Here is a 24609-nt window from a genome sequence, read left to right as displayed (position 1 = left end):
TTCCCAGTACGGCAGAGGATTTGTGAAGACGGCACCCTCCCTATGCGCTCGTGACCTTTCCGTTGCTTTGACACTCGGCCTCGGTGCGTTCTTCACGAATCTCGACGTCACCGCCGTCGTCGTCGCGCTGCCTGCGATGGAGCGTACTCTCAACTTCGGCATGGCCGCGACGGCGTGGGTGATCGATGCGTATTCGCTCGCTTTCACGGGCATGCTGCTGGGGGCTGGGGCAATCGCCGACCGCTTCGGTCGCCGCCGCGCTTTGCTGACCGGCAATGTGATCTTCCTTGTCGCTTCCCTTGCCTGCGGCCTTGCCTGGGACGGTCCGTCGTTGTGGCTCGCCCGTGGTCTGCAAGGCGTTGGCGCAGCGTTCGTCGTCACAGGCGCCTTGGCGCTCGTCGCCAGCGCGTTCCCGGATGCGGCCGTCAGAGCGCGTGTGTTCGCCTTGATGGGCGTCGTCTCCGGTGTTGGGATGGCCGTGGGGCCGACGCTCGGTGGTGTGATCACGGCTTGGATCGGGTGGCGCTGGATCTTCTTCATCAACGTGCCGTTCTGCGTGGCTCTGATCATTGCGGTGCCGCAGTTCGTCGCCGAGAGCCAAGCCGCGGAGAAGCGCTCGCTCGATATTGTCGGCGTCGCCCTGTTGACGATGGCACTCGCGCTACTGATTGACGCGACGTTGCGCGTACGTGCCGACATGATCGGTGCCGCGAGCCTCGGCGGCGCGGCGCTTCTGCTGATGGCAGGCTTCGCCCTTCAACAGCGTCGGCGCGCTGTGCCGCTCCTGGACCGTACCGTGTTCGGGACACCCGCGATGATCGGTGTCGGTCTGCTGCTGATTGCGGTCTCCGTCAGCTACTGGGCCATCCTTGTCTATCTGCCGCCAGCGATGCAGAGCGCATTCGGGTGGCACGCCAATCGTACTGGCCTCGCGCTGCTCGCTGCAACGGCGCCGATGCTAATCGTGCCGCCAATTGGCGGCCACCTCGTAATGCGCATCGGTTGGCGCTGGCACTTCGCGCATTCTCTCGCGATACTCGCGGTCGGTAATCTCCTTTTACTTGCATCCCTCGGGCGTACAGACACGGCCGAGACCCTCGGCCTTATGCTCGCGGGCATGGCAGTGATCGGCAGCGGCGCGGCGCTCGCCCACCCGCAACTTTCGGGTGCCCTGCTTGCGCTCGCCCCGCCAGACCGTTCCGGCATGGCCTCTGCCATGACGATCGTGGCGCGGCAGGGTGGCTTCGCGCTTGGGATCGCTGCGCTGGCCGTAGTTGGTGGCGGGCAGGCCTTCGAGGCCATTTTTGCTGCCGCTGCGTCAACAGCAGTCTTGGGCATTCTTGCAGCAATTTTCCTGCTTCCCGCCGATCGGTGAGCGCATGAAATGTGGGTCTGGTTTGGCCCGCGACCGTCGGCGATCGGGCTGCCGCGCTCGTAGACGCCCAGAGATGACATGCTTTCCGGCTCAATGTCCCGAACCTATGCGTCGCCTCTTGTATCCGATGCGTTTGCGGATCGGTAGCTTCTTGCATTATTTTGACTGTTAGCTGCCTTGATCTGCGCTGCCGCACGTACTTGGTGGCTATTGGAACAAAGCGGACCTAGTCACCAGTTACGTGACGCGGCTGGGTTTATAGGTACACGGTCTAGCGCGGCCTCAAGTGATTTTCGGTCGATGGTCGTGTCACGCATTAGTTGAAAAGTACAATTATCGACGTAAACCTCCTGGGCGGATGCGGACATCAGTCCGATGGGTCACAAGCGGCCCATCACGGACCAACCAACGCGGCGTCCGCTCGAAGCTCGCAAGCTGACGATAGCAAGCGCACGCTCGCCTTACGCCGTCCGCAATACCGGCGGCTGCGACGGCCTGACAAGCGCGAACGCCACCTGCACGATGCCGCCGGCAAGGCCGAGCGCGACGCCGATGCGCCAGGCCATGGTGTAGGAGCCGAGCGCGTCGTAGAGCAGCCCGCCTCCATAGGCGCCGAGGAAGCTGCCGATCTGATGGCTCATGAAGGCGAGGCCCTGGATCATCGCCTGCCAGCGCAGCCCGAACATCTCGGCCACCGCGCCCGCGACCAGCGGGCCGACGCCCATCCACAAAAAGCCCATGATCGCGCCGAACAGCAGCGTCGAGAAGGGCGTGGCCGGCAGCATGAAGTACCAGGCGAGCGCGAGCGAGCGCAGGATGTAGATCGCGCCCAAGAGCGCCAGCTTGTTCCAGCGCTGGCCGGCCCAGCCGAAGAACAGCGAGCCCAGCACGTTGAAGCCGCCGATCATGCCGAGCGTCTGCGCGCTCAGCATCGGATCGAGGCCGCAGATTGCAAGGTATGACGGCAGATGCGTGGTGAGAAACACGAGCTGCATGCCGCAGACGAGATAGGCGCAGGTCATCACCACGAAGGACACGTTGCCGAACGCGGTCTTCGCAGCCTTCGCGGCCGTAGCGTCGTCGATCTCGTCAGCCGACGGCTTGGGCAGCGGGATCTTGTCAACGCGGCCGGCGTACCAGGCGGCGGGGATCATCAGCGCCGACATGATGACGAAGCCGGCAAGCCCGATGCGCCAGCCAAAGCCCTCGTTGAGCATCTGCCCGATCGGCGCCGACAGCAGCGCGCCGAGCGAGCCCGCACCGGAGACGATGCCGAGCACGGTGGAGCGCACCGTCCCGGGGACCGCGCGCGCCGCCACCGACATCGCGATCGCCGCTGCGGTGCAGGCGAGCGAGGTGCCGATCAGCACGCCGGCGCCGATCATGATGCTGATCATGCCGTTTGCGGTCGCCATCAGCGCGAGCCCCGCGATGTACATCAGCGCGCCGGCGATCATGATCGGGCGGAAACCGTAGCGCACCGTCAGCGCGCCGGCGGGCGGCTGGAGGAAGCCCCAGGCGAGGTTTTGCACGGCCAGCGCCAGCGTGAAATCCGAGATCGAAATGTGAATGTCATGCGTCAGCGGCTGCATGAAGATGCCGAGCGACTGCCGCAGCCCCATGCTCAGCGTCAGCATGATCGAGGCGCCGATCAGGATCGGCAATGTCGGACGCAGGACCTGCAACAGGGGCATTCTTCTTCTCCCTTTTGGGCGCGGCACACGTGCCGATTTCTGCTTTTGCCGTTGATTTTGGGTACACAGACCTGTGTACTTAGGCTATAGATAGCCGCAGCTGTCAAGCGAACAGGACGCGCGCTATCGCATGGCTCCCCCGCCCAACCCACAGACGATGAAAGAGCGGATCCTTCAGACCGCCGACAAGCTGTTCTATCTGCAAGGCATTCGCGCGATCGGCGTCGACACCATCGCGGCCGAGATCGGCATCAGTAAGCGCACGCTCTACAACCACTTCCCGTCCAAGGACGCACTGATCGCGGCTTACCTCGAGCGCCGCTTCGTAAGCGCCCGCCCCTCGGACAAGCCGCCGGCCGAGCAGATCCTCGCCACCTTCGATTCGCTGGAGCGCCGCTTTGCGGCCAAGGATTTTCGCGGCTGCCCGTTCGTGAATGCGGTCGCTGAGCTCGGACCTTCCGACCGCGCCGTGAAGAAGATCGCAATCGCCTTCAAGGAAAGCCGCCGCATCTGGTTTCGCGACCGCCTGACCGAGCTCGGCGTTGCGAATGCGGATGCGCTGGCGACGCAGCTTGTGCTGCTGGTCGACGGCTCGATCGCGCAGGACCTCGTCCGCGACGATCCTGCGATGGCCCGCGCTGCGAAGGAAGCGGCGAAGGTGTTGTTGCGCAATGCGGGGGTGGATGTGGATGGAGTTGCAGAGCAGCCGGCGAAGGAGCGCAAGCCCGTGCCGCGATAACCGAGCGCACGCCGATCCGGGCCCCCTAGCCATAGTGAGACGTTAGGCGAAGACTCGTGGTGACCCGCTTTCATCAGTGTCAGTGACATTGTCAATGACACTAGCGCGCCGATCTCAAGTTCAAGTGTTGCAGAGGTCAACCGTATGGAGCCTAGGATCGGCCGCGCGCGGGAGGGCGATCGAGCAAGCTCTCGGCCAGAATCTTCCTGGAAACTACCCGGTCATTGATAGCTACGTGAACGGTGTCGCAACTAGTATTAAGAGCATTGATCTCAATGCAGCTACTTACCAGAATGCAATGGCTCTAACGAACACACTGAATGGATATGCAAACTCGATCGCGAACTTCATCCCAGTGAACTGGGGGGCGGCACAACTCGCTGGCTCCCCGATCACTGCAAGAATACTTACATTAGCCAATGCCATCTGCGGGAACAGCAGCACGGCAGAATGCCATAGGCCAAGTTATTCAATCCGCGGCTACGCGCGGCGTCATCGTCAATCCAGTGATATTCCCGTGAGGCACGCTTGAGGAAAGTTGCTGCCTACCTGAGGCGAAACAAAGTCATCATTTGTCCAGTCTCGGAAACCACGAACGGAGTGGGAGTGGTTTCCGCGCCCGTTTTCCGTCTCGACGCGAACGACGTGTCGGGTCTAGGGAAGATCACACTAGAAGCGTTGCAGCTTTCAAAAAAGGGGATTCCACATCCAGCCCCCGGGGAATGGAATAGACTATTTGAGCCTGTTCTAGAGGCCGCGGGAGTCAGATCGTGGAATACGTTCGTTCGATCCGCAAAGGATGTTATCGTTGAGTTTGAAACAAACCGCGTAGTGTACACTCCCACTAGAAACCTTGGTCCGAGGGATGGTTTCGTTCCCCTTCCGGAAAGGGAACGATCGAGTGCTCCGACGGTCGCAGAAGTTGGACCGGCTCTGCTGGCTGCCTTCGGCGACGCTGAATAGCGAGTCAGTTGAGTTACGGCGACAGTACTGGACTGCACCCCTGAAGTGAGACACGATAATTGCAGTGACAGTTCGCAGGGACGACAGCAGAGTATGTGGCGAGAGCGACGGCACCTGACTACTCGTCAGGACCAATTCGCGATCCTACCAACATGCTCCTGTTTTGCCCGACGAGTCAAACGACGCTGCCTCCCACGCAAGCCATCTCGCCACCCGCATAAGCCATTGATCCGGCTCGCGCCGGCTACTGTGCATGGGGTTGTTTTCGCAACTTTTGTGTCGCGGCAGCCTCACGCCGCCTGCGACACCACGCGATTCCGGCCGTCGTGCTTGGCCCGGTAGAGCGCGGTGTCGGCGCGCTTGAGGACGTCGGCGACCGCCTCGCCCTTTCTCTCCAACGTGGTGAGGCCAATCGAGATCGTGACCTCGATGCGCTTTGTCCCTTTGTGGATCGCGAACGGCTCGCCCGCGATCGCGCGGCGCAGGCGCTCGGCGACCATGCCGGCGACGTGGAGATCGGTCTCCGGCATCACGATGACGAACTCCTCGCCGCCATAACGGCAGGCAAGGTCAATGCCGCGGATCGACTTGCGCACGCGCACCGCGAACTCGCGCAGCACGTCGTCGCCGGCATCGTGACCGTAATTGTCGTTGATCGACTTGAAGTAGTCGATGTCCAGGATCATCAGCGCCAGTGGCTTGCCGCGTATCGCGGCCTGCTCGGCCAGGGTCGCCAGGTGGCTCTCCATGTAGCGGCGATTGTGCAGACCGGTGAGCGCATCGGTGATCGCCATCTCGATCGAGTTCTGCACATTGTCGCGCAGATGATCGGTGTAGCGGCGGCGGCGGATCTGGGTGCGGGCGCGCGCCAGGAGCTCGGTCTTGTCGATCGGGCGCAGCAGATAATCGTTGACGCCGATCTCGAGGCCGCGCAGCAGCCGCGTCGAGTTTTCGGGGTCGGCGATCGCCAGGATCGGCACGTGGCGCGTGCGCTCCAGCGAGCGCGCCTGGCTGCACAGGCGGAGGCCGTCGAAATTGTTGAGGTCGAGCGAGACGATGAGGAGGTCGTAATTGCCCTCGGCGGCGTGGAACAGCGCCTCCGTCGGATTCGGCTCGACGTCGATGGTGTGCTCGGCGGCGAGGATCGTCGCCAGCCGCTCATAGGAGGACTCGCGGTCATCGACCAGAAGGATGCGGCCGCCCTTGCCGGTATCGGCCACGGCGCTGCGTTCGGGCGCCTGCATGCCGATCTCGAGCGAAGTGATGGCGCGCATGCGCAGCTCATCCGTCATCATCTTCAGCCGCGTCAGCGAGCGCACCCGCGCGATCAGCACGACATCGGAGACGGGTTTGGTGAGGAAATCGTCGGCGCCGGCTTCCAGCCCGCGATTGCGATCGGCGGGGCTGTCCAGCGCCGTCACCATGACGACGGGAATGTGATGCGTGGCCGGATCGGTCTTGAGGCGGCGGCAAACCTCGAAACCGTCCATGTCCGGCATCATCACGTCGAGCAGGATGATGTCGCATTCGGCGCGACGACAGATCGCCAGCGCCTCGGTGCCGTTCGAAGCGGTCATCACGTCGAAATATTCGGCGGACAGGCGGGCCTCGAGGAGCTTGACGTTGGCGGGGACGTCGTCGACGACCAGGATACGCGCGGACACTGTGAACTCACTTCCTATCCGATGAAACGCCGGACCGTCTCAATGAATTTTCCGACCGAGATCGGCTTGGACAAATAGGCCTCGCAGCCGCCCTCGCGGATGCGCTCTTCGTCGCCCTTCATCGCGAACGCCGTGACCGCGACGACGGGAATGCTGCGCAGCTCCGGATCGTCCTTGATCCAGCGCGTCACCTCGAGCCCGGAGACCTGCGGCAATTGGATGTCCATCAGCACGAGGTCGGGCCGCATCTTGCGCACGAGGTCGAGCGCCTCGTAGCCGTTGCTGGTGCCGGAGGTCTGGTAGCCGTGCGCCTCCAACAGGTCGCGGAAGAGCTTCATGTTGAGCTCGTTGTCTTCCACGATCAGGACGGTCTTAGCCATCCCGCCCTCCTGATTGGTCCGCAGACCGGTACATGTGACGCCTCAGACGCCGCTTCCCGGCGTTTCGAAAACTGGATTCAAACTAGCCTCAGATTCGCTTGAGTTTCGTTAAACCCGAGGGTCGACTTTCGGCGGTGTGGTTTCCAGTTGCTTGCCTGGGGCCGGAAGACTTGAGGCCGAGACTCGGGCATGATGATTCCAAATTAGAGACCGAAAGTTAACGGAAAGGCAAACCGACTCCGTGAAAAAGCCTGTTCACAACCCCCGCGAAGTCGCTGAAATCGTTGCGATTCAAGCCCTGTCCTTCGTCGCCGGCGAGCCCGAGCGGCTGGGCCTGTTCCTGGCCGAGACGGGGGTCGGTCCGGAGACCCTCCGCAATGCCGCCGCGGACCCGAACTTCCTGCTGAGCGTGCTCGATTTCGTGCTGCGCGATGATGCCACGGTGAAGGCTTTTGCCAGCTCCGCGGAATTGCATCCGACCAACGTTGCCGCAGCGCGGCAAGTCCTCGGCGACGCGCTCGGCGACCCCTCCTGGGAGCGCGACGTGCCGTGAGCACCCCTGAGGCGGCCGGGCCCCGCTGCTTCTGCCGGGATTGTCTGGCCGACCTGGATATGGGGGTGCGGCGCTGTTCCGCCTGCGGATCCCCTCGCCTCGTCCGCCACCGCGCACTGGCAGGCCTAACCATCGCCCATATCGACTGCGACGCCTTCTACGCAACGGTCGAGAAGCGGGACAACCCTGACATCGCCGACAAGCCCGTCATCATCGGCGGAGGCAAGCGCGGCGTGGTGTCGGCCGCCTGCTACATCGCACGCACCTATGGCGTGCGCTCGGCCATGCCGATGTTCAGGGCGTTGGAGGCCTGCCCGCATGCGACCGTGATCCGCCCGGACATGGCGAAGTATGTCCGGGTCGGCCGCGAGGTGCGGCAGGCCATGCAGGCGCTGACGCCGCTGGTCGAGCCGCTCTCGATCGACGAGGCCTTCCTCGATCTCTCCGGCACCGAGCGCGTGCACGGCATGATGCCCGCAAAGGTGCTGGCGCGCTTTGCCCGCGACGTCGAGCGCGACATCGGCATCACCGTCTCAGTCGGCCTGTCCTGTAACAAGTTTTTGGCCAAGATCGCCTCGGACCTCGACAAGCCGCGCGGCTTTGCCGCGCTCGATCAGGACGAAGCGCGTTCGATGCTGGCGGAAAAGCCGGTCGGCTTCATCTTCGGCGTCGGCCCCGCCACGCAGGAGCGCCTCATGCAGCGCGGCTTCCGCGTCATCGCCGACCTGCAGAAGGCCGACGAGATCGAGATGATGCGGCAGTTTCCGAGCGACGGCCGCAGACTGTGGCGGCTCGCGCGCGGCATCGACGACCGCCGCGTAGAGCCTGATCGCGGCGCCAAGACCATTTCCAGCGAGACCACGTTCGAGACCGACATCCGCGATTTCGCAACGCTGGAGAAGATCTTGTGGCGGCTGTGCGAGAAGACGTCGTCGCGGCTCAAGAACAGCGAGCTTGCGGGCTCGACCGTCACGCTGAAGCTGAAGACCGCCGATTTCCGCCAGCGCACCCGCTCGCAATCGATCGCAGGCCCGACGCAGCTTGCCGCAAAGATCTTCTCGATTTGCCGCGAGATGCTGGCGAAAGAGATCGACGGCACCGCCTTCCGCCTGATGGGCGCTGGCGTCAGCGCGCTGCGCGAGGGATCAGCGAGCGACGACACCGACATGCTCGACCGCCGCGCCGCGCACGCCGAACGTGCTGTCGACAGCCTGCGCAAGAAGTTCGGCAGCGCCGCGGTGATCCGCGGCATTGCGTATGAGGGGCCGGAGAAGGCGCAGGAGTGAACTAGTCCTGCTCTATTCAGTCGCGTTCGAAGATCCGTGCACCCGGATAGGCGCGTCGGGCATACTGAACGACCAGCTGCCGATCCTGAGTTTCCAGGAACGGCGTTCGGATATGACAAGACCCGACGACGAGGTGCCACAAGCCGTTGAGCTTCCGAATGACGACGTTCATTTGAGCCTCTTCGCAGTGACCCGAGCGGACTCGAATTGTAAGAATCTGCCGCCGCCGCTCAATTGTACCAGCGTTAGGTCAGCACATGAGAAGGATTAGAGGAGATATACGAAGGTATGTTGGTTGTGACTTCAACAGCCGGCGCCGATAGCTTCGCAGGCGCTCAAACCATGTTACCGATTCGGGAACTGACACCGTGACAGGCGAGCGCGATCTCGACGCGTTGCTGAGCAGTATGAAGCCGGAGATCGTGGATGGCATCTTCGTGTTTTGCACGCTTGCATACGATGAGCCCATGCCCGCTGCCATCTGCCCACTGCTGGCGTTCCGCGAGCGTGAAGGCACGACACTCGTGACGCGGCGTGAAGAGGCCGAAGCGGCCGGCCTACGCTACGAATTCGCCTCGCGTCTGATCACTCTGACTGTTCACTCCGCACTCGATGCGATCGGCTTTCTGGCGGCGATCACGGCGCGCCTAGCCGGAGCCGGCATCAGCGTGAATGCCGTTTCGGCCTTCTACCACGATCATCTCTTCGTGCCGGCGGATAGAGCCGATGAAGCGCTGGTGCTGCTACAAGAGATGTCAGAGGCGAAGCACCTGTAGCCCGGATGGAGCGCAGCGCAATCCGGGACAGTGCCTCCGTAGCGACAGGCTTCCCGGATTACGCTTGCGCTCCATCCGGGCTACAGGAAAACCTCAATCCGCGACAGCCACCGCCTCGATCTCAATCAGCCATTCCGGCGCGGCGAGCGCGGAGACGCCGACGAGCGTCGATGCCGGCGGCTCCATGCCTTCGAAGAAGGCCGAGCGGGCCTTGCCGATGATCGGACGCAGCTCCGGCTTGTAGTTCACCACGAAAGTCGTGATCTTGACGATATTGGAATAGCTCGCGCCGGCCGCCTTCAGCGCCAGGCCGAGATTCTGCATCACCTGCGTCGTCTGCGCCGCGATGTCGCCTTCGCCGACGATCCGCCCCTCCTCGTCCACCGACACCTGGCCGGAGATGTAGATCGTGCGCGCACCCGTGGCAGTGACGACGTGGGAATAGGCGGGATTGTGATGCAGACCGCTGGGGCGGAGATGGTCGAGCTTGGGCATTGGGTTTCCTCCCTGAGTTTGTGGTTGGGAGGAGCGTAGCTGGAGAGCGCGCGGAGAGCCAGCCCCGTCATTGCGAGGAGCTCTTGCGACGATGCAATCCAGACTGCTCCGCGGAGGGATTCTGGATTGCTTCGCTACGCTCGCAATGACGGAAGAGAGACTGCCCCTCAATTACAGGGCTTGCTGTCCTTGACGTCGAACTTGCCCATCGCGCCGGAGATGACGAAATCGTTGTAATCCAACACGAGCTGGCGCGAGACGCCGTTCTCGTAGAGCTCGAACGACATCGCGTAGACCGGGGTCTGCTCGCCCTCCTTCTGCTGGGCGTCGCGATCGAAATAGCTGACGGTGACAGGCCAGCGCTTCAGCGATTTCATATGCTCGTCCGAGATCGACGGATCGGACGGGGTGACGCGGTCGGCGGGGATCGGCTGGCCGATCACGGTCAGCGTGTTGTAGACCTTCTGGCCGTCGTCGGAGCCGTCATAGACGGAGAGCTCGAGCAGCGACTTGCCCTCCTTGGCTGCGGCGATGATGCGCTGGATCTGCTCGGTCGGGAACACGATCTTGCCGTCGAGGGTGAAGGTCTTCGGCGCCGGCAGCTTCAGCTTGACGTTGATGTGGTCGCCGTCGCGCTCGGCCGAGCCGTCGACGCGTCCGGCATCCGCCTCGTTCATACGCGTCTCGATCTTAAAGTGGTAGCTCTTGCCGGCGGCATCCTCCCAGGAATTGGAGCGAAGGTCGCTAAGCGTGACCTTTCCTTCGCCGCTGTCGAGCTCGGAGACCTGACGGAACTCGGAAGTGTAGCCCTCGCAGGCGCTGCCGGTGAAGTTGTAAAGGATGCGGCCACGCGCGCTGTTGACCGAATTGGAGCGCGATTTGACCAGGCTGAGGTCATAGAGCGCCTGGTGCGCGAGAAACGGACCGTTGGCGGCCTGAGCCCCGCCACCAAGGCCGACACTGGCCGCGGCGAGCGCCATCACACCGAGCGAAGTCCGGAAAAGGTGCACCATGTCTGGTCCTTGAGGAATGCGCAGATTCGACATTTTAATGACCGTTCCATTGCGTCGCAACTGAGGCCGTTTCACGTAAAGTTGCGGCACTCGCGCTGAACCTGCTGCTTCGCCTCAACAAAACGCGGCCCCGGTTTGGTCCGCCTGGGTTGCTTGCATGTGGCGGCACGATGGGCGAAACAGGGCGCGCCCGGCCTTCGAGCGGACGTGCCGGGGCGAATGATTTTTGGACAACGAGGTCGGACATGGCGGGCACGGTCGAACAGAAACTGGCGGAACAGGGCATCAAGCTGCATGAGGCCCCCACCCCCGTCGCCAATTACGTGCCGTTCGTGCGCACCGGCAATTTGCTGTTCGTCTCCGGCCAGGTCTGCTTCGATCCCGCCGGCAAGCTGATCGCCAAGGGCAAGCTCGGCGCCGGCGTCTCGATCGAGGACGGCGCCGCCGCCGCGCGCGGCTGCGCCGTCAATCTGCTGGCCCAGGTCAAGGCGGCGCTCGGCGATCTCGACAAGGTCGTGCGCGTGGTGCGCCTCGGCGGCTTCATCAACTCGGCGCCGGATTTCCTGGACGGGCCGAAGGTGCTCAACGGCGCCTCCGACCTGATGGTTGCCGCCTTCGGTGACAAGGGTCGCCATGCCCGCACCACCGTCGGGGTGGCCTCGCTGCCCGCGGATGCGGCGGTCGAGGTCGAAGGCGTGTTCGAGGTCGCCTGACGCGCATGCGCGCTCCCGATTGGCTGACAGCCCGGCCGGTCGCCCATCGCGGCCTGCATGACATTTCGCGCGGCATCATCGAGAACATGCCGGGCGCGGTGCAGGCTGCGATTGCGGGCAATTTCTCCATCGAGGTCGATATCCAGCTCTCGGCCGACGGCGAGGCCATGGTGCATCATGATCATGCCCTCGGCCGCCTTACCGAGGCCTCCGGTGACGTGATCTCAAAAACCGCGGCGGAGCTGAAGACAATCAAGTTCAAGGACACGGACGAGCGAATGATGTCGCTGTCCGACCTCTGCGCCCTCGTCGCCGGCCGCGTGCCGCTGGTGATCGAGGTGAAGAGCCATTTTGGCGGCGACCGCAAGCTGGTGAAGCGAATGGCGGAGGTGCTAGCGTCCTATGATGGCCCGGCGGTCGGCATGTCCTTCGATCCCGACCAGGTGCTGGCGCTGCGCGAATTGCTCCCCTCCCGTCCGCGCGGCATCGTCGCGCAGCGGACCTATGAGGACGAGTACTGGGCCAAGCTCACCAAGGAGCAGCGCGACAGCATGCTCTACCTGCGCCACGGCTTGCAGACCCAGCCACATTTCGTCGCCTTCAAGATCGACCACCTTCCGGCCCCCGCCCCCTGGATCGCCCGCAATGTGTTTGGCTGCGCCCTGCTCGGCTGGACCATCCGCACACCGGAGCAGCGGACCCGGGTCGGGCAATATGCGGACCAGATGATCTTCGAGGGGTTCGTGCCGTAAGGGACAGTGGCATTCGTGTGTCCCGACGCGCTGCAGCGCGTAAGCGTTGCTGCGCAGAGCCGGGACCCAGAAGGCGGCACGCTCGGCAGCGAGATAGGCCCCGGCTCTGCAGCGCACCGCACCGGATAATGCTTCACATCGTCGGGAGCGCTGCGCTGCGTCCGGGGCACGAGAGCCTGCCGTGTTCCCGCCCCTTGAAGTCGCTGCCGCAATGCACGATCTTGGGCGCGATGGCATCATCCGAAATTACGCTCGAGGCCGTACCATCCATTGGCGAAATCTCGCCCGAGGATTGGGACGCCTGCGCCAATCCCGGCAAGACCTTTGACGAGAAGGCTTGCAACGGTCATGGCGCGGGAACCTCATCCGCCCCTCCAGGCGATTCTCTCGGGCTCTCAAGACCCACCTATAACCCGTTCGTCTCGCATGCGTTTCTTTCCGCCGCCGAGAAATCGGGGTCGGCAACAATCCGCACCGGATGGGGGCCGCGTCACCTAGTGGCCAAGCTCGACGGCCGCGTCGCCGGCGTCGTGCCCTGCTATCTGAAATCGCACTCTCAGGGCGAATACGTTTTTGACCGCGGCTGGGCGGACGCCTATGAGCGCGCCGGCGGACGCTACTATCCGAAGCTCCAGGTCTCGGTCCCCTTCACTCCGGCCACCGGACCGCGGCTGCTGGTTCGCGACGGTGTCGACCGCGACCGCATCACAGAGGCGCTGGCGAGCGGGCTGGTGGCGCTGTGCGGCGTCAGCAAGGCGTCCTCGGTCCACGTCACCTTCGCGCGCGAGGACGAGTGGAAGCTGCTCGCCGAGCACGGCTTCCTCCAGCGCACCGACCAGCAGTTCCACTGGCACAACGAGGGTTTTGCGAGTTTCGACGAATTCCTGGCGACGCTGAACTCCCGCCACCGCAAATCGATCAAGCGCGAGCGGCGCGATGCGCTGGCCGCCGGCATCACTATCCACTGGCTTACGGGAAAAGACATCAGCGAGGATGCCTGGGATGCCTTCTTCGAATTCTACATGGAGACCGGCTCGCGCAAATGGGGGCGGCCGTACCTCACGCGCGAATTCTTTTCGCTGATCGGCGAGACCATGAGCGAGGACGTGCTGCTGGTGATGGCCCGCCGCAACAATCGCTGGATCGCGGGCGCCATTAACTTCATCGGCTCGGACACGCTGTTCGGCCGCAACTGGGGCGCGGTCGAACATCATCCGTTCCTACATTTCGAGGTCTGCTACTATCAGGCGATCGACTTCGCGATCAAACACGGCCTCAAGCATGTCGAGGCCGGCGCGCAGGGCGAGCACAAGATCGCGCGCGGTTACCTGCCGCGTACCACCCATTCCGCCCACTTCATCGCCGATCCCGGCCTGCGCCGCGCCATCGATGATTACCTCAAGCGCGAACGCGCCTATGTCGCGGAGGCCGGGCGGGAGCTCGCCGAGCTCGGCCCGTTCCGCAAAGGCGCCGACGAGGCGCCTTGACGCCTCGCCGTTGCTGGTGACAGTAAGCGCAAAACTCTTGAGGAGCCGCCGAGGAGTTATCATGACCGCCTACGACACCAACAACATTTTCGCAAAGATCCTGCGCGGTGAGCTGCCCTGCAACAAGGTGTACGAGGACGAGCACGTCTTCGCCTTCCTCGACATCATGCCGCGCGTGCCCGGCCACACGCTGGTGATCCCGAAGGCCCCTGCCCGCAACATCCTCGACATCAAGCCCGACGACTACGCCCATGTCGCCCGCGGCGCACACAAGATCGCAGCGGCCGCGATGAAGGCGTTCGAGGCCGACGGCATCACCGTGCAGCAGTTCAACGAGCCCGCCGGCGGACAGGTCGTGTTTCATCTGCACATGCACGTGATGCCGCGCCACGACGGCGTCGCCATGCTGCCGCCGGCGAGCCGCAAGGAAGACGCCAAGGTGCTGGAAGAGCACGCGGCGAAGCTGATCGCGGCGTTGAAGGCGGGGTAGCGCCACACACTGCGTCATTGCGAGCGAAGCGAAGCAATCCAGAATTTCTCCGCGGAGGCAGTCTGGATTGCTCACATGGGGATTTGATGTGTCAAGATTGATGGTCAGCTCTTTGTTCGATTGCAGGCCAGCTCTTCGTCCCGACCGCGGAACTTTTCGGATGGCGCGCGCAGATCAGGTCAAGACCGGCCCGTGAGGGCCGCCGCGAAGCGGCTTGGTCTTGACCTGAGCGAGCACGCCTTCAGGCTCGTTAGGTCGGGAAGTGCGGCGTGAACTACTCCTATGGTTGGCGATCCAAGGGTCGAGCCGGTTTTGGCAATCTGGTTTGCATGCCAGATCAAACTCACATTCGGTCGTTGCGCGGTGGCGACTGCACCAACATTCCGCTTGCGGCGGGCAGGCTCGAGAGGACGAGACCCTTCTTCGTTACGGCGTTTGAAGCCATGCAATCCATCGGTTCGTCCACCCGGATCGGCCGAGGCTGATCAACCTCGGCGGATTGGTTTTGAGGCTGAGAGGCGTGGTGTCAGGCGCCGGGCTTCACCACGGCTCCCTCGATCACGACGCCGGCGGTCACGTATTTCCACAGGGCCACGAGCAGCTTGCGCGCCAGCGCCACGATTGTGCGCTTGCGGCCGCGCTGGCTGTTGGCCTTGAACCACTGGGTCAGAGCCGATTGAGGCTGGTGACGTATCCACAGCCAGGCGAGCTGGATCATCGTGGTTCTCAGGCGCGGATTGCCGGCCTTCGACACGCCCTGCTCACGCTCAATGCCGCCACTGCGCCATGGCGTGGCCGCAAGACCGGCATAGGACGCAACCTGGCGGCGGTTGGTGAACTGACGGTGGAAGGCCTCCGACCAGAGAATGGCAGCAAAGTTCGGGCCCAGGCCCTTCAAGTCGAGCAGCATCGCGACCGGGTTCGATGCAGCCTTCTCGCCTGCTGGTCGGCTTGCAGCCAGCAATGCATCCTGCTCGCGCTCTACCGCCGCGATCTGGTCGAGCAGAAGTTCGAGCCGGTCGAGCTCGCGGCTGATCTGCGCCTTCAAATGCGCCGGCAGCAGCCGCCCGTCCCCCGTGCGCAAGGCCTCGAGCCGCGTCCGTCGATCGCGCCGCAGCGGCACGTAGTCGAATATCCCTTGCGCAAACAGAACACCCTTGATCCGGTTCACATGCACGATCCGCTCCGCGATCAAGGTCCGCCGCTCCCGGCAAAGCCTGCGGCGGTCCTCTTCTTCCGGAGAGGGGCAACGACCATCGCGCAGACCCGTGGCTCGCCGCGCTTGTAGGCCAGAAGCGACCGCAACAGCGTCTCGCCGTCCAACCGGTCCGTCTTGGCCCGCCGGCGCCGGCGCGGCGTCGCGATCGAGGCCGGATCGACCACGTAGCTCTCGACGCCCTCCGACTGCAGAGTGCGGTGAAGCCAGAACCCATCCAGCCCCGCCTCCTGGATGGTGATGATCGGATAACTCGCCCGTTCGCGCCTGTGCCTTACGCTTCAGCGCTGCAAAGAGCTTCAAAAGCTCCGCAATAGCGCCGGCCTTCACGCTGTGTTTGGACATCTTCTCGCCCTTGCCGGGCGACAGCGATGTAACCAGCCAGGTCGAACGGCTCAGTTCCAATGACACAAAAATTGCGCCAATCTGCGTCCGGATAGCGGCCAGTCCGTCGGAAAGATGATCGAGCAACATCGTTGTCTCCAGATTGAGTGCTTCAGCAACCTCAGTCTGGCCTCAGACCCGGTCGCTATCCACTCCCCATGGAATCTTCGTCGCAAGGGCTCCTCGCAATGACGGAGGAGAGACCTCACTCCGTCTCGAAATCGCCCTTCTGCGGTGCGGCCAATGGGGTGAACTCGCAACGATCCGGCTTGATGTCGATCAGCGGCGTGTTGTCGATGCAATCGAGGCCGCGCACCAGGATCGCATTGCCCTCGATACCGACCAGCTTCACGATCGACGTGCCGATCGGGTTGGGCCGCACCGGCGAGCGCAGCGAGAACGTGCCGCGGGTCTTCTCGTTGTTCTTCGGGCTCTGCAGGATGATGTCCCGGCGCGACTTGTCGAGCCAATAGAGCACTTCGAGATTGCTGTAGAAATCGACGCCCTTGATTGCCGGCACGAACGGCTCGAAGATCTCGAGGCGGCATATCGGGCCGTCCTGACGCCCCTGCCGCGGCGTCTCCAGCCGCGACGTCCAGGGCGTGCGGATACGACCAATGAAGACGAGGCCGGCATCTTGCGTCGGCGGCAGCTCGATAGCGACCTCGCCCTCGCGGAGCTCCTGTTCGCGAACCATATATCCATTCCTTGCTGTTCGCCGGCGGTTTTAGCCCAACCACCACTTGCCGGCCAGCATGAAGACTTCGCCCGTGACCACGCCCGCAAAGATCGAGCGGCGGCTCAACAGGAAGACGACGAGCCCGGCAGCGACCGCGCCGTAGCGCAGGACATCAGGCACGCTGGCCAGCGCCCCCGGTGGCTCGACCACGATCTGGGCGATGACGCCGGCCAGGATCGCGGTGGCGACCGCCCTCACCCACACCAATAGCTCGGAGCCCTCGTCGATGCCGCCGCCGAACCACAGGCCCAGCATGCGCCAGATCTGGTTGGGAACGACGCCGGCGACGAACAGCACGGCGAGCGCGTGCCAGTCCCCGATCGCTTGCGCAAAACTCACGCGCGCACCTCTCGCCACCAATGCACACTATAGGCGATCGTGCCCGCCACCACGCCGCTCACGAGGATGTCGAGACCCGAGTTCATCTTCGCCGCCAGCGGATAAAGCAGTATCCCGAGCGTCAGCGCCACGACATCAGCGACCTCGCGGCTGTTGCGTGCGGTCGAGAACAGGAATGACAGCGGTGTCAGCAGCAGGATCGCCGCACCAAGCGTCTGCGTCAGGTTGGCGGCGAGGAAATAGCCGACCGTATTGGCGGTGAGGCACAACGAGACCAGGCCGCAGCCGAGCCCGTGGACGAAGGCGATGCGCCGCTCGCGCGGCACAAGCGGCAGGAAGCGATGACACTCGACCCACAGCGTCACCGCTGTGAGGTGCGCAGCGAAGACCAGCTCGCGCCGTTTCGTCGTCGGCGTGCGCATCAGCGGCAGCACCGAGACCACCATCGGAAACAGGCGGATCGCACTCACGGTCACCGCGATCGCCGACTGGATAATGGTGGCGCCCGAGCCGAGCGTGGTGATCAGGATGATCTGTGCCGGCCCCGCCCAGACGAACAGCGTCGAACACAGCGCCCAGAGCAGGCTGAAATGGGTGTCGTGGGCCAGCGCGCCGATGCCGAGATAAGTCACGAACAGCACGACGGTGAGGATCGTCTGCGTGATCGAGCGCAGTCCCCACGCAAAGGCGCGCCAGGGACTTTGCCATTGAGGGGAATCGAGCGGAGGAAGCGCCACGGAACGGCCGGCTGAGTTGCGGAATCGTGCGCGCATAACGGGCAATGCAGTGGGCCGCGTCAAGGAAGCGCGCGGCGGGGCTGGCATGCGCATGGAGAGACGCCCTACCCCCTCGCCCCCTTGTTTCTGAGCACGAAGCAGGCGCCACCCGCCTTGCGGATGCGGTTGCACAGATCATCGGCCTCGGCTCGGGTATCCGCGCCAATGCGAACCTGGTAAAAGGCGCGCGTGCCGCGGCTGCGCATCACCGAGCTTAGCAGGCTCGGATCACGCTCGCCGATCACGACGCTCAGTTTCGTGACGGCCCGGGAATACATCGCCAGCGCCTTGTTGCGGTCGAAGCCGGCCGCGAGCTGCACACCCCAGACTTTTGCGGCGGCAAGCTCCACATGTTGCTCGAGCTCGGCGACGAACGGGTTGGGAGCACGCTTGAGCAACGCCATCAGATCACGGCAGCTCGTCGGCGGCGAACTCGGCGGTCCCTTGCCGGCGCTGCCTGCCTTGGCCCAGGCATCCACGCTGGTGCCGGTGATGGCGAGAACGTAGTTGCGGGTCTGCTCCGGCATCGGCCCGGTGCCGGCGAGCCATTCCTGCACGCGGCGCGGTCCGGCGTTATAGGCGGCCGCGGCAAGGCCGAGATTGCCGAACTGATTGCGCAGCTCGTTCAGGAATTCGGCGGACTTGGGCAGCGCCTGAACCGGGTTGAAAGGATTGAGCAGCCCGCGCTCGCTCGCGGTGCCCGGCATGAACTGCGCGATCCCCTGCGCATGCTCGCCGCTGCGCGTCATGGGGCCGACCGCGTCGGCCTGGAAGCGGCTTTCCTGCCAGATCACGCGGGCGAAGAATTCCAGCGGCAGGTTGGCATCGCGTGCGGCCGCCTCCACGATCAGGCAGATCGATTCCCGCGTGTCGCTCTCGCGGGCGTCTTCGGGCTTTTCCGCCGGCTTGGCAGGTTCCTCGGCCTTCGCAGGCACGTCGGGGGGCGACGTCTCCTCTGCTAGCGCCGACGACAGCACGAGGGCCTGGCACATGACAGCGATAACCCGAGCTATTCGCATGGCATCGACGTTACGGGACAAATCGGACCTTGACTTGGAATCCCAGCCAACTAGCAACAAACGGCAGTATCAACGCAGGTCCCGCCTGATGGTGACAATCTTTTTTGATCTCGACGGAACGCTGACCGACCCTAAGCCCGGGATCACGCGCTCGATCCAGTATGCGCTGGAGCGGCTCGGCGTTTCGGTGCCGAGCGAGGACGAACTGACCTGGTGCATCGGGCCTCCGCTGCTTGCGAGCCTCAGAAAGCTCACCGGAACCAATGAGCTCGCCGACCGTGCGCTCCTGCTCTATCGCGAGCGCTTCAGCGATATCGGCCTGTTCGAGAACGAGGCATACAGCGGAATTGCAGACACACTGTCCTCACTCGCAGCGACACGTCAGCGCATGTTCGTGGCGACCAGCAAGCCCGCCGTCTACGCCACCCGCATCGTCGATCATTTCGGCCTGAAGCCGTATTTCGAGCGCGTGTTCGGCTCCGAGCTCGATGGTACGCACGTCGACAAGCGCGACCTGCTGCGCTACGCGCTCGACGAAGCCAGGGTCGATGCGAGCAGCGCGATCATGATTGGCGACCGCAGCCATGATGTGGTCGGCGCGCGCACCAACGGCATGACTGCCATCGGCGTGCTCTACGGCTATGGCAGCGAGGCCGAGCTGCGGGACGCCGGCGCGCATCACATCTGCGCCGCGCATCCCGAGTTGCTCGGCCATTGCATGACCTAGTCGATCAGGCTCCGACGGTCTCCACCGCAGCGAGCATGCCCGTCTTTGGGTGACAGTTCAGATATTCGAAAAACTGTTCGTCCGCGGCTGCCACCGTCACCTCGTGATAGAGCCGCAGCTTGGCCGACGGCCCGAGCGTCGACAGATATTTCATAGCGGCGCCGAAGATCTTGACGTGGGTCGAATGCGACTCCGCCCAGCGCTCCAGCGCGGCGAGACTTTTCCACCAGCTTTGACCGTAAGACTTTTCGCTCGCGCTGCCGTCGGCGGTGAGCACGCGCATGTAGCGGTTGGCATAGCAGCCGATCCCAAGACCCTCATCACGCAGAAAGTCCATGCCCTCGCGTAGCACCGGCTCGACGTCGTCGAGATAGAGCTTTCGCTCGGACGCCTCGGTATCGCTCCAGTCCTGCCCGGAGCGGATCAGGCAGAGATTGTCGTGCGCTTTCACACGAAGCCGTGCACCATCGCAGATCAGCTCGGGATTGCCATCCGGTGACATCGGATCGGTCTGCGACAGCGGGATACGGTCACGCATCCCGCCCCAATAGGCGTGCTCCTGCACCTCGCCGCTCATGCCTTCCGCAACGACGGCGACACCTTCCGGCCGATCGGGCGAGGAGAACAGCGTTTCATGACGCGACACAGTGGGACGCAGCACCTCAATGAAGGTGCCGATGCCGTCACGCACCCGGCCGGTCCACGCCTCCCTCGCCGGTGTAAACCAGGCATCGAAGCGTGCGACGTCGTCCCAATAGGCAACGGAGACGATATTCTCCTGGCCGGCCTGGTCGACGTAGTGCGCGCGGTCCCAATGCGACGGGCCGCCCACACCCGCGAAGAGACCTGCGATTTCCTTTAGCGCGCCCGCCGCCGCCGGCGGCGCCTCGCCGTGATACTGGATGCCCAAATAGGCCATCACGACGCGGCTCACGGCCGGCTTGTAGCGAGCCACGAAGGACGGATACGGCGGCTGGTAATCGTCGGGCACGCGCTTGTGGCGCGTCCGCTGGGTCTCCAGATGCGCAGGAATTGCGGATTCCATGACCAAGCCCTCCCCGTGATCGTGGCGATCAACTCGCCGCTGCGGCGATGTCGGTCGGTTCGACCGTATCCACCGGCAACGCGAACTGCTCGACGCGCTTGTATGGCTTCTTGTTGAGCAGCAGCCGCGTGACGTCGGGCCGCGAATAATGGCCGGCGGGATCGGCGGCGTTCTTGGCGACGCCGATGGCGCCGAGATCGATCTGGGCGATCAGCAGGCCTTCCTGATCCGGCGCGAGCTTCTCGCCAATCTGGCTGCCGTCGGGGCCGTAGATGGCAGCAAAACCGCCGCCGGCGTGCAGCAGCGCGTGCTTGTCCGGCCGGTCGCAGAGCTCGTCGATCATGGCCTGCGACACCGTCGCGCAAGGCGCGAGCACGAAGCATGAGCCCTCCACGGCATAGACGCGCGAAGCGGCGTTGTTCACCTCGGCGCCCAGCGCCGGCGCGAAGGGATCATAGAGCGAGAAGCTCGGCCAGGCCGCGACATGGACCTGCTCGTTCTGGGCGTACATCGCGTATTTCGACAGCGGCTGGAGATGCTCCCAGCAGCACAGCGCGCCGAGACGGCCGATGTCGGGCCGCGCATGCACGGCGAGATCGCTGCCGTCGCCTTCGCCATAGACGGTGCGCTCGGCATGGGTCGGCCGCAGCTTGCGGCGCTTTGCGATCGTCTCGCCATCAGGGCCGATCAGCCATTGCGCCAGGTATAGGCTTCCGCCGTCCCGCTCGGACAGGCCGATCACTGCGGTGAGCTTTGCCCTGCGTACGGCCTCGCGTAGCCGCTCGGCCTGCGGGCTGTCATAGGATAGCGAGTTGTCGAAATAGCGCTGCACGAAGCCGCGTCCGATCGCCCAGGCCGGCGAGTCCATCCAGATGTGCCAGGGGTAGCCTGGGATGAAAGCCTCGGGAAAAGCGATCAGCTTTGCTCCCTTCTCGGCCGCCTCTTTAATCAGCGCAATCGATTTGTCGATCGAGGCATCGAGATCGAGCCAGGCGGGCGCCGCCTGCACCACTGCCACCTTGTATTTCGGATGTTCGATGCCCATTCCCGCCTCCATTGCCGGTTGATCGGAAGCCCCGTCCGATGCAGTCTATTGGGCCAAGCCGCACGGCCGGGCGCTCGACCGCGGCGGAACGAAAACTCGACTGGACACGGCTTTCCGACCGGTACGGGATTTGCCTCCGGTCAGGCTGGATCCAGGCGACTTTGCTGGGTGTGAAAGGGAGGCTCTCCAGATGCCAATCCAGTTCACGACGGACGGCAGCCCCGGCTATCGGCGGCTCGCCCTCTGGCAGGACATCGTCTGCGACGTCTTCGTCGGGCTCGACTGCAAGTCGGACCTCGGCAGCGCCTTTCGCGGCTCGGTCACGCAGGCGTCGCTCGGCAAAGCGGTATGCTCCGAGGTCTGCTCCGACCGCCAGCACGTATTCCGCACGCCCTCGCGCATCGCGCGCTCGGACCAGGATTTTGTTCTCATTGCGCTCGGCAATCGCGGCATCGGTGGCGTTGTCCAGGACGGCCGCGAGACCGTGATTCATCCCGGCGAGTTCGCGCTCTATGACACCACGCGTCCGTACGAGTTGAAGTTCAACGACAGCTTCACGCAGACCATCTTCAAGGTGCCGCGTGAGATGTTGCAGCGTCGGCTCGGCGGCACCGAGACACTGACTGCAATGTCGTTCGGCGCCGACGCACCGCTCGAGCGGCTCGCCTATGATTTCATCTTCCGGCTTTGCCAGAACGCGGACGGGCTGGCTCCGGACACCGCCGCCGCTCTGTCAGAGCAGGCGGTCGATCTGCTTGCGATGGCGTTGAGCGAGCGGCTCGGCAAGACATCGCTGCCGTCCTCGACCCACCGCTCGGCCCTGCTCTACCGATTGAAGGCGCACATCCGCGCGCATCTCGCTGATCCCGATCTCTCGCTCGCGGAGACCGCGGCCGCGCTCGGCATCTCGCCCCGCTATGTCAACGATCTCCTCGCCGATGAGGACACCTCTTTCCAGCGCCATGTCCTTGCCGAACGCCTCGCCCGATGCCGTCGTGATCTCGCCTCACCCGTGCTCGCCCATCGCCACATCAGCGAGATCGCCTTTGCCTGGGGCTTCAACGACCTCTCCCATTTCGGCCGGGTCTTCCGCGAGCATTTTGGAATGTCGCCGCGCGACTTCCGGCAGAGCCAGTTGCGGCATTGAGATCTCATTCCAGTCAGCTATCACCTCGAGCCTTCGCGTCCAACGAAGGCGATGCTCGCCAATTCCAGATTGTCTTGGCTGGTGGCCTGCATCAGGCTGGCGCACATGAGGACTCGTCACACCATAAGCGGATCGGAGCTGCTATTGGGTGTGATCGCGATCCGGCTCGCGATGCTGGTCCTGGTGGGCTGGAGCCTGACACTGCTGCCGCGCCAAACGCGTGACAGCGAATCCGCATGCTTCCGCTTGCCCGCAGCAAGGCTCGAAGCTCAATCTTTGGTGAAGACGCCCGGCTTGCACGTTGCCGATGCAGCATTCGAAGACATGCGCCTGCACGACTAGGCCACTCCCAAGCAAGGCCGCTATGTGAGCACGTGATAGGACGCGGGCGCCTGCTTGCAGTATCCTTTGTCACCGAGCCGCAGTGATCAATCAGCGGCCAGCCAGGGAGCCAATCGATGGAATACCGACGCTTGGGCCGGTCAGGTCTCATGGTGCCCGCCTTGAGTCTTGGCACCGGCACCTTCGGCGGCGTCGGCCGCCTTGCGGCTTGGGGCTCGACCGACGCCACCGAAGCGCGGCGCCTTCTGGACATCTGCCTCGAGGCCGGCGTGTCGATGTTCGACACCGCGAACGTCTATTCACTCGGCGAATCCGAGCGGGTGCTCGGCGAAGCCATCAAAGGTCGCCGCGACAAGGTCCTGATCTCGACCAAGGCGACCTTCCGCTTCGGTGACGGCCCCAATGACATCGGCTCGTCGCGGCAGCATCTGCTCGCAGCCATCGACGGTTCGCTGAGCCGGCTCGGCACCGACTACATCGACCTATTCCAGCTCCATGGCTTCGACGCTTTCACCCCGCCCGAGGAAGTGCTTGCCACTCTCGACGTGCTCGTGCGCGCCGGCAAGATCCGCTATGTCGGCGTTTCGAACTTTTCGGGCTGGCACCTGATGAAGTCGCTCGCCGTCGCCGACAAGCACGGCTTCCCGCGCTATGTCGCCAACCAGACCTACTATTCACTGATCGGGCGCGATTACGAATGGGAGCTGATGCCGCTCGGCCTCGACCAAGGCCTCGGCGCGGTGGTCTGGTCGCCGCTCGGGTGGGGACGCCTCACCGGCAAGATCCGCCGCGGTCAGCCGAAGCCGGAGGTCAGCCGGCTGCCCAAGACCGCCGAGTTCGGACCGCCCGTACCCGACGAGCACGTCTATCGTGTGGTCGACGCGATCGACGAGGTCGCGAAGGAGACGGGCAAGAGCGTCTCGCAGATCGCGCTGAACTGGCTGCTCCAGCGCCCCACCGTCTCGACGCTGATCATCGGCGCGCGCAACGAAACCCAGCTGCGCGAAAATCTCGGCGCGGTCGGCTGGTCCTTGACCAAGGACCAGGTCGCAAAGCTCGATGCCGCCAGCACTGTGACGCTGCCCTATCCCCATTGGCACCAGCGCACGACCTTCATCGACCGCAATCCGCCGGCGGTGTAGGACACTTGAGCTGCCTCAAGCCCGCTTCCGCCGGCCGTGGTACCCTGCGGCCCTCGTGAGGCTGCCGATGCGCCGATTTGCCATGAAGGCCTGTTCATGGTGCTCAATCTCAACCGCACAGAATGGACCGGATCGACTGGGATGGCACCGTCCTGGTCTTCTCGCGGCGGTGACGCTCGGGCTCATCGCCCTCTATGTCTGGGCAAGGCGACCGCGCGCTGGTAACGGCGGTTCCGGAACTATCGCGGTCCTGCCCTGTTGGCGCAATACGTGGCCAACCAGCAGAGTCCGATTCGCCAACAATACGC

The 24609-nt window shown here is 63.9% G+C and carries 28 protein-coding genes; 14 read left to right on the top strand and 14 right to left on the bottom strand.

Translation table 11 applies throughout. The features are described 5' to 3' along the window. The first annotated feature begins 22 nt into the window (after nt 1–22). The gene (locus tag P6U29_RS18965) at nt 23–1375 is read left to right on the top strand and encodes an MFS transporter (RefSeq protein ID WP_407118947.1); all 1353 of its coding nucleotides are present in this window, start codon (nt 23–25) and stop codon (nt 1373–1375) included. Between the two features lie 461 nt (nt 1376–1836). Here the strand turns inward: P6U29_RS18965 and P6U29_RS18960 are convergent, their stop codons facing one another. After that, entirely contained in the window at nt 1837–3069 is a 1233-nt protein-coding gene (locus P6U29_RS18960; protein ID WP_407118946.1) for an MFS transporter, read from the bottom strand. A 130-nt stretch (nt 3070–3199) separates the two neighbouring features. Here P6U29_RS18960 and P6U29_RS18955 point away from each other — a divergent pair, with 130 nt between their 5' ends. Together P6U29_RS18955 and P6U29_RS18950 are read left to right on the top strand one after the other, a co-directional pair. Continuing rightward, entirely contained in the window at nt 3200–3808 is a 609-nt protein-coding gene (locus P6U29_RS18955) for a TetR/AcrR family transcriptional regulator (protein WP_407118945.1), read from the top strand. Between the two features lie 94 nt (nt 3809–3902). Next, nucleotides 3903–4340 (top strand): hypothetical protein, encoded by a 438-nt coding sequence (locus P6U29_RS18950; protein WP_407118944.1) that lies wholly within the window; start codon nt 3903–3905, stop codon nt 4338–4340. A 721-nt stretch (nt 4341–5061) separates the two neighbouring features. Here P6U29_RS18950 and P6U29_RS18945 read toward each other — a convergent pair. After that, the gene (locus tag P6U29_RS18945) at nt 5062–6435 is read right to left on the bottom strand and encodes a PleD family two-component system response regulator (protein WP_407118942.1); all 1374 of its coding nucleotides are present in this window, start codon (nt 6433–6435) and stop codon (nt 5062–5064) included. 14 nt (nt 6436–6449) lie between these two features. Further along, nucleotides 6450–6815, bottom strand: a complete 366-nt coding sequence (locus P6U29_RS18940) for a response regulator (RefSeq protein ID WP_008130064.1) — start codon at nt 6813–6815, stop codon at nt 6450–6452. Nucleotides 6816–7056: 241 nt separating this feature from the next. On the opposite strand from P6U29_RS18940, the gene P6U29_RS18935 reads away from it, so the two are divergent. Continuing rightward, complete coding sequence (locus P6U29_RS18935; protein ID WP_407118941.1) at nt 7057–7368, top strand: DUF3572 domain-containing protein; 312 nt, start codon at nt 7057–7059, stop codon at nt 7366–7368. A 59-nt stretch (nt 7369–7427) separates the two neighbouring features. Beyond that, on the top strand, nt 7428–8654 hold the full coding sequence (locus tag P6U29_RS18930; RefSeq protein ID WP_407119357.1) for a DNA polymerase IV: 1227 nt from the start codon (nt 7428–7430) through the stop codon (nt 8652–8654). Between the two features lie 16 nt (nt 8655–8670). Here P6U29_RS18930 and P6U29_RS18925 read toward each other — a convergent pair whose 3' ends face one another. Next, nucleotides 8671–8826, bottom strand: coding sequence for a hypothetical protein (locus tag P6U29_RS18925; protein ID WP_407118940.1), 156 nt, complete (start codon nt 8824–8826; stop codon nt 8671–8673). A 196-nt stretch (nt 8827–9022) separates the two neighbouring features. Here P6U29_RS18925 and P6U29_RS18920 point away from each other — a divergent pair, with 196 nt between their 5' ends. Further along, a complete protein-coding gene (locus P6U29_RS18920) occupies nt 9023–9430 on the top strand; it encodes an ACT domain-containing protein (RefSeq protein WP_407118939.1) in 408 nt (135 codons plus the stop codon). A 93-nt stretch (nt 9431–9523) separates the two neighbouring features. On the opposite strand, the gene P6U29_RS18915 is transcribed toward P6U29_RS18920, so the two are convergent. Both P6U29_RS18915 and P6U29_RS18910 read right to left on the bottom strand, forming a co-directional pair. Then, the gene (locus P6U29_RS18915) at nt 9524–9925 is read right to left on the bottom strand and encodes a RidA family protein (RefSeq protein ID WP_260370945.1); all 402 of its coding nucleotides are present in this window, start codon (nt 9923–9925) and stop codon (nt 9524–9526) included. A gap of 167 nt (nt 9926–10092) precedes the next feature. Then, nucleotides 10093–10938, bottom strand: a complete 846-nt coding sequence (locus tag P6U29_RS18910; protein WP_407118938.1) for a cell envelope integrity EipB family protein — start codon at nt 10936–10938, stop codon at nt 10093–10095. A 245-nt stretch (nt 10939–11183) separates the two neighbouring features. Between P6U29_RS18910 and P6U29_RS18905 the strand changes: the two genes are divergently transcribed. The 4 genes from P6U29_RS18905 (at nt 11184) to P6U29_RS18890 (ending at nt 14380) form a co-directional block, all read left to right on the top strand. Then, the gene (locus P6U29_RS18905) at nt 11184–11651 is read left to right on the top strand and encodes a RidA family protein (protein WP_014494672.1); all 468 of its coding nucleotides are present in this window, start codon (nt 11184–11186) and stop codon (nt 11649–11651) included. 5 nt (nt 11652–11656) lie between these two features. Next, the gene (locus P6U29_RS18900) at nt 11657–12403 is read left to right on the top strand and encodes a glycerophosphodiester phosphodiesterase (RefSeq protein WP_407118937.1); all 747 of its coding nucleotides are present in this window, start codon (nt 11657–11659) and stop codon (nt 12401–12403) included. 230 nt (nt 12404–12633) lie between these two features. Continuing rightward, nucleotides 12634–13890, top strand: coding sequence for a GNAT family N-acetyltransferase (locus P6U29_RS18895; RefSeq protein WP_407118936.1), 1257 nt, complete (start codon nt 12634–12636; stop codon nt 13888–13890). A gap of 61 nt (nt 13891–13951) precedes the next feature. Next, nucleotides 13952–14380, top strand: coding sequence for an HIT family protein (locus tag P6U29_RS18890; RefSeq protein ID WP_407118935.1), 429 nt, complete (start codon nt 13952–13954; stop codon nt 14378–14380). Between the two features lie 526 nt (nt 14381–14906). Here the strand turns inward: P6U29_RS18890 and P6U29_RS18885 are convergent. The 6 genes from P6U29_RS18885 to P6U29_RS18860 form a co-directional block, all read right to left on the bottom strand. Next, the gene (locus P6U29_RS18885; protein ID WP_407119356.1) at nt 14907–15644 is read right to left on the bottom strand and encodes an IS110 family transposase; all 738 of its coding nucleotides are present in this window, start codon (nt 15642–15644) and stop codon (nt 14907–14909) included. After that, nucleotides 15572–15763 carry a hypothetical protein gene (locus tag P6U29_RS18880; protein ID WP_407119630.1) on the bottom strand — a complete coding sequence of 64 codons (192 nt, stop codon included), beginning with the start codon at nt 15761–15763 and terminating at the stop codon, nt 15572–15574. Before P6U29_RS18880 ends, P6U29_RS18885 begins: the two co-directional genes overlap by 73 nt. 422 nt (nt 15764–16185) lie before the next feature. Then, entirely contained in the window at nt 16186–16677 is a 492-nt protein-coding gene (tsaA, locus tag P6U29_RS18875; RefSeq protein ID WP_129143237.1) for a tRNA (N6-threonylcarbamoyladenosine(37)-N6)-methyltransferase TrmO, read from the bottom strand. Between the two features lie 30 nt (nt 16678–16707). Further along, nucleotides 16708–17058: an AzlD domain-containing protein gene (locus P6U29_RS18870; protein ID WP_407118934.1), complete on the bottom strand. Its 351-nt coding sequence runs from the start codon at nt 17056–17058 to the stop codon at nt 16708–16710. After that, nucleotides 17055–17795: an AzlC family ABC transporter permease gene (locus P6U29_RS18865; protein ID WP_407118933.1), complete on the bottom strand. Its 741-nt coding sequence runs from the start codon at nt 17793–17795 to the stop codon at nt 17055–17057. The genes P6U29_RS18870 and P6U29_RS18865 overlap by 4 nt, the downstream gene beginning before the upstream one ends. A 104-nt stretch (nt 17796–17899) precedes the next feature. Beyond that, nucleotides 17900–18826, bottom strand: a complete 927-nt coding sequence (locus P6U29_RS18860) for a lytic transglycosylase domain-containing protein (RefSeq protein WP_407118932.1) — start codon at nt 18824–18826, stop codon at nt 17900–17902. Between the two features lie 115 nt (nt 18827–18941). Between P6U29_RS18860 and P6U29_RS18855 the strand changes: the two genes are divergently transcribed. Further along, nucleotides 18942–19580 (top strand): HAD family hydrolase, encoded by a 639-nt coding sequence (locus P6U29_RS18855; protein WP_407118931.1) that lies wholly within the window; start codon nt 18942–18944, stop codon nt 19578–19580. 4 nt (nt 19581–19584) lie between these two features. Here the strand turns inward: P6U29_RS18855 and P6U29_RS18850 are convergent, their stop codons facing one another. Then, complete coding sequence (locus P6U29_RS18850; protein ID WP_407118930.1) at nt 19585–20625, bottom strand: phenylacetaldoxime dehydratase family protein; 1041 nt, start codon at nt 20623–20625, stop codon at nt 19585–19587. Between the two features lie 28 nt (nt 20626–20653). Beyond that, a complete protein-coding gene (locus tag P6U29_RS18845; protein WP_407118929.1) occupies nt 20654–21670 on the bottom strand; it encodes a carbon-nitrogen hydrolase family protein in 1017 nt (338 codons plus the stop codon). A gap of 190 nt (nt 21671–21860) precedes the next feature. On the opposite strand from P6U29_RS18845, the gene P6U29_RS18840 reads away from it, so the two are divergent. The 3 genes from P6U29_RS18840 (at nt 21861) to P6U29_RS18830 (ending at nt 24301) form a co-directional block, all read left to right on the top strand. Further along, complete coding sequence (locus tag P6U29_RS18840) at nt 21861–22817, top strand: helix-turn-helix domain-containing protein (RefSeq protein ID WP_407118928.1); 957 nt, start codon at nt 21861–21863, stop codon at nt 22815–22817. Nucleotides 22818–22967: 150 nt separating this feature from the next. Beyond that, entirely contained in the window at nt 22968–23159 is a 192-nt protein-coding gene (locus P6U29_RS18835; protein WP_407119355.1) for a hypothetical protein, read from the top strand. A 116-nt stretch (nt 23160–23275) separates the two neighbouring features. Beyond that, on the top strand, nt 23276–24301 hold the full coding sequence (locus tag P6U29_RS18830; protein ID WP_407118927.1) for an aldo/keto reductase: 1026 nt from the start codon (nt 23276–23278) through the stop codon (nt 24299–24301). Nucleotides 24302–24609: the final 308 nt, after the last annotated feature.

Origin of the sequence: Bradyrhizobium sp. LMG 9283, from assembly GCF_045571415.1 — a bacterium.
In the GTDB taxonomy this organism is placed as follows: Bacteria; Pseudomonadota; Alphaproteobacteria; order Rhizobiales; family Xanthobacteraceae; genus Bradyrhizobium.
This window is presented reverse-complemented; position numbering and strand designations above follow the sequence as displayed.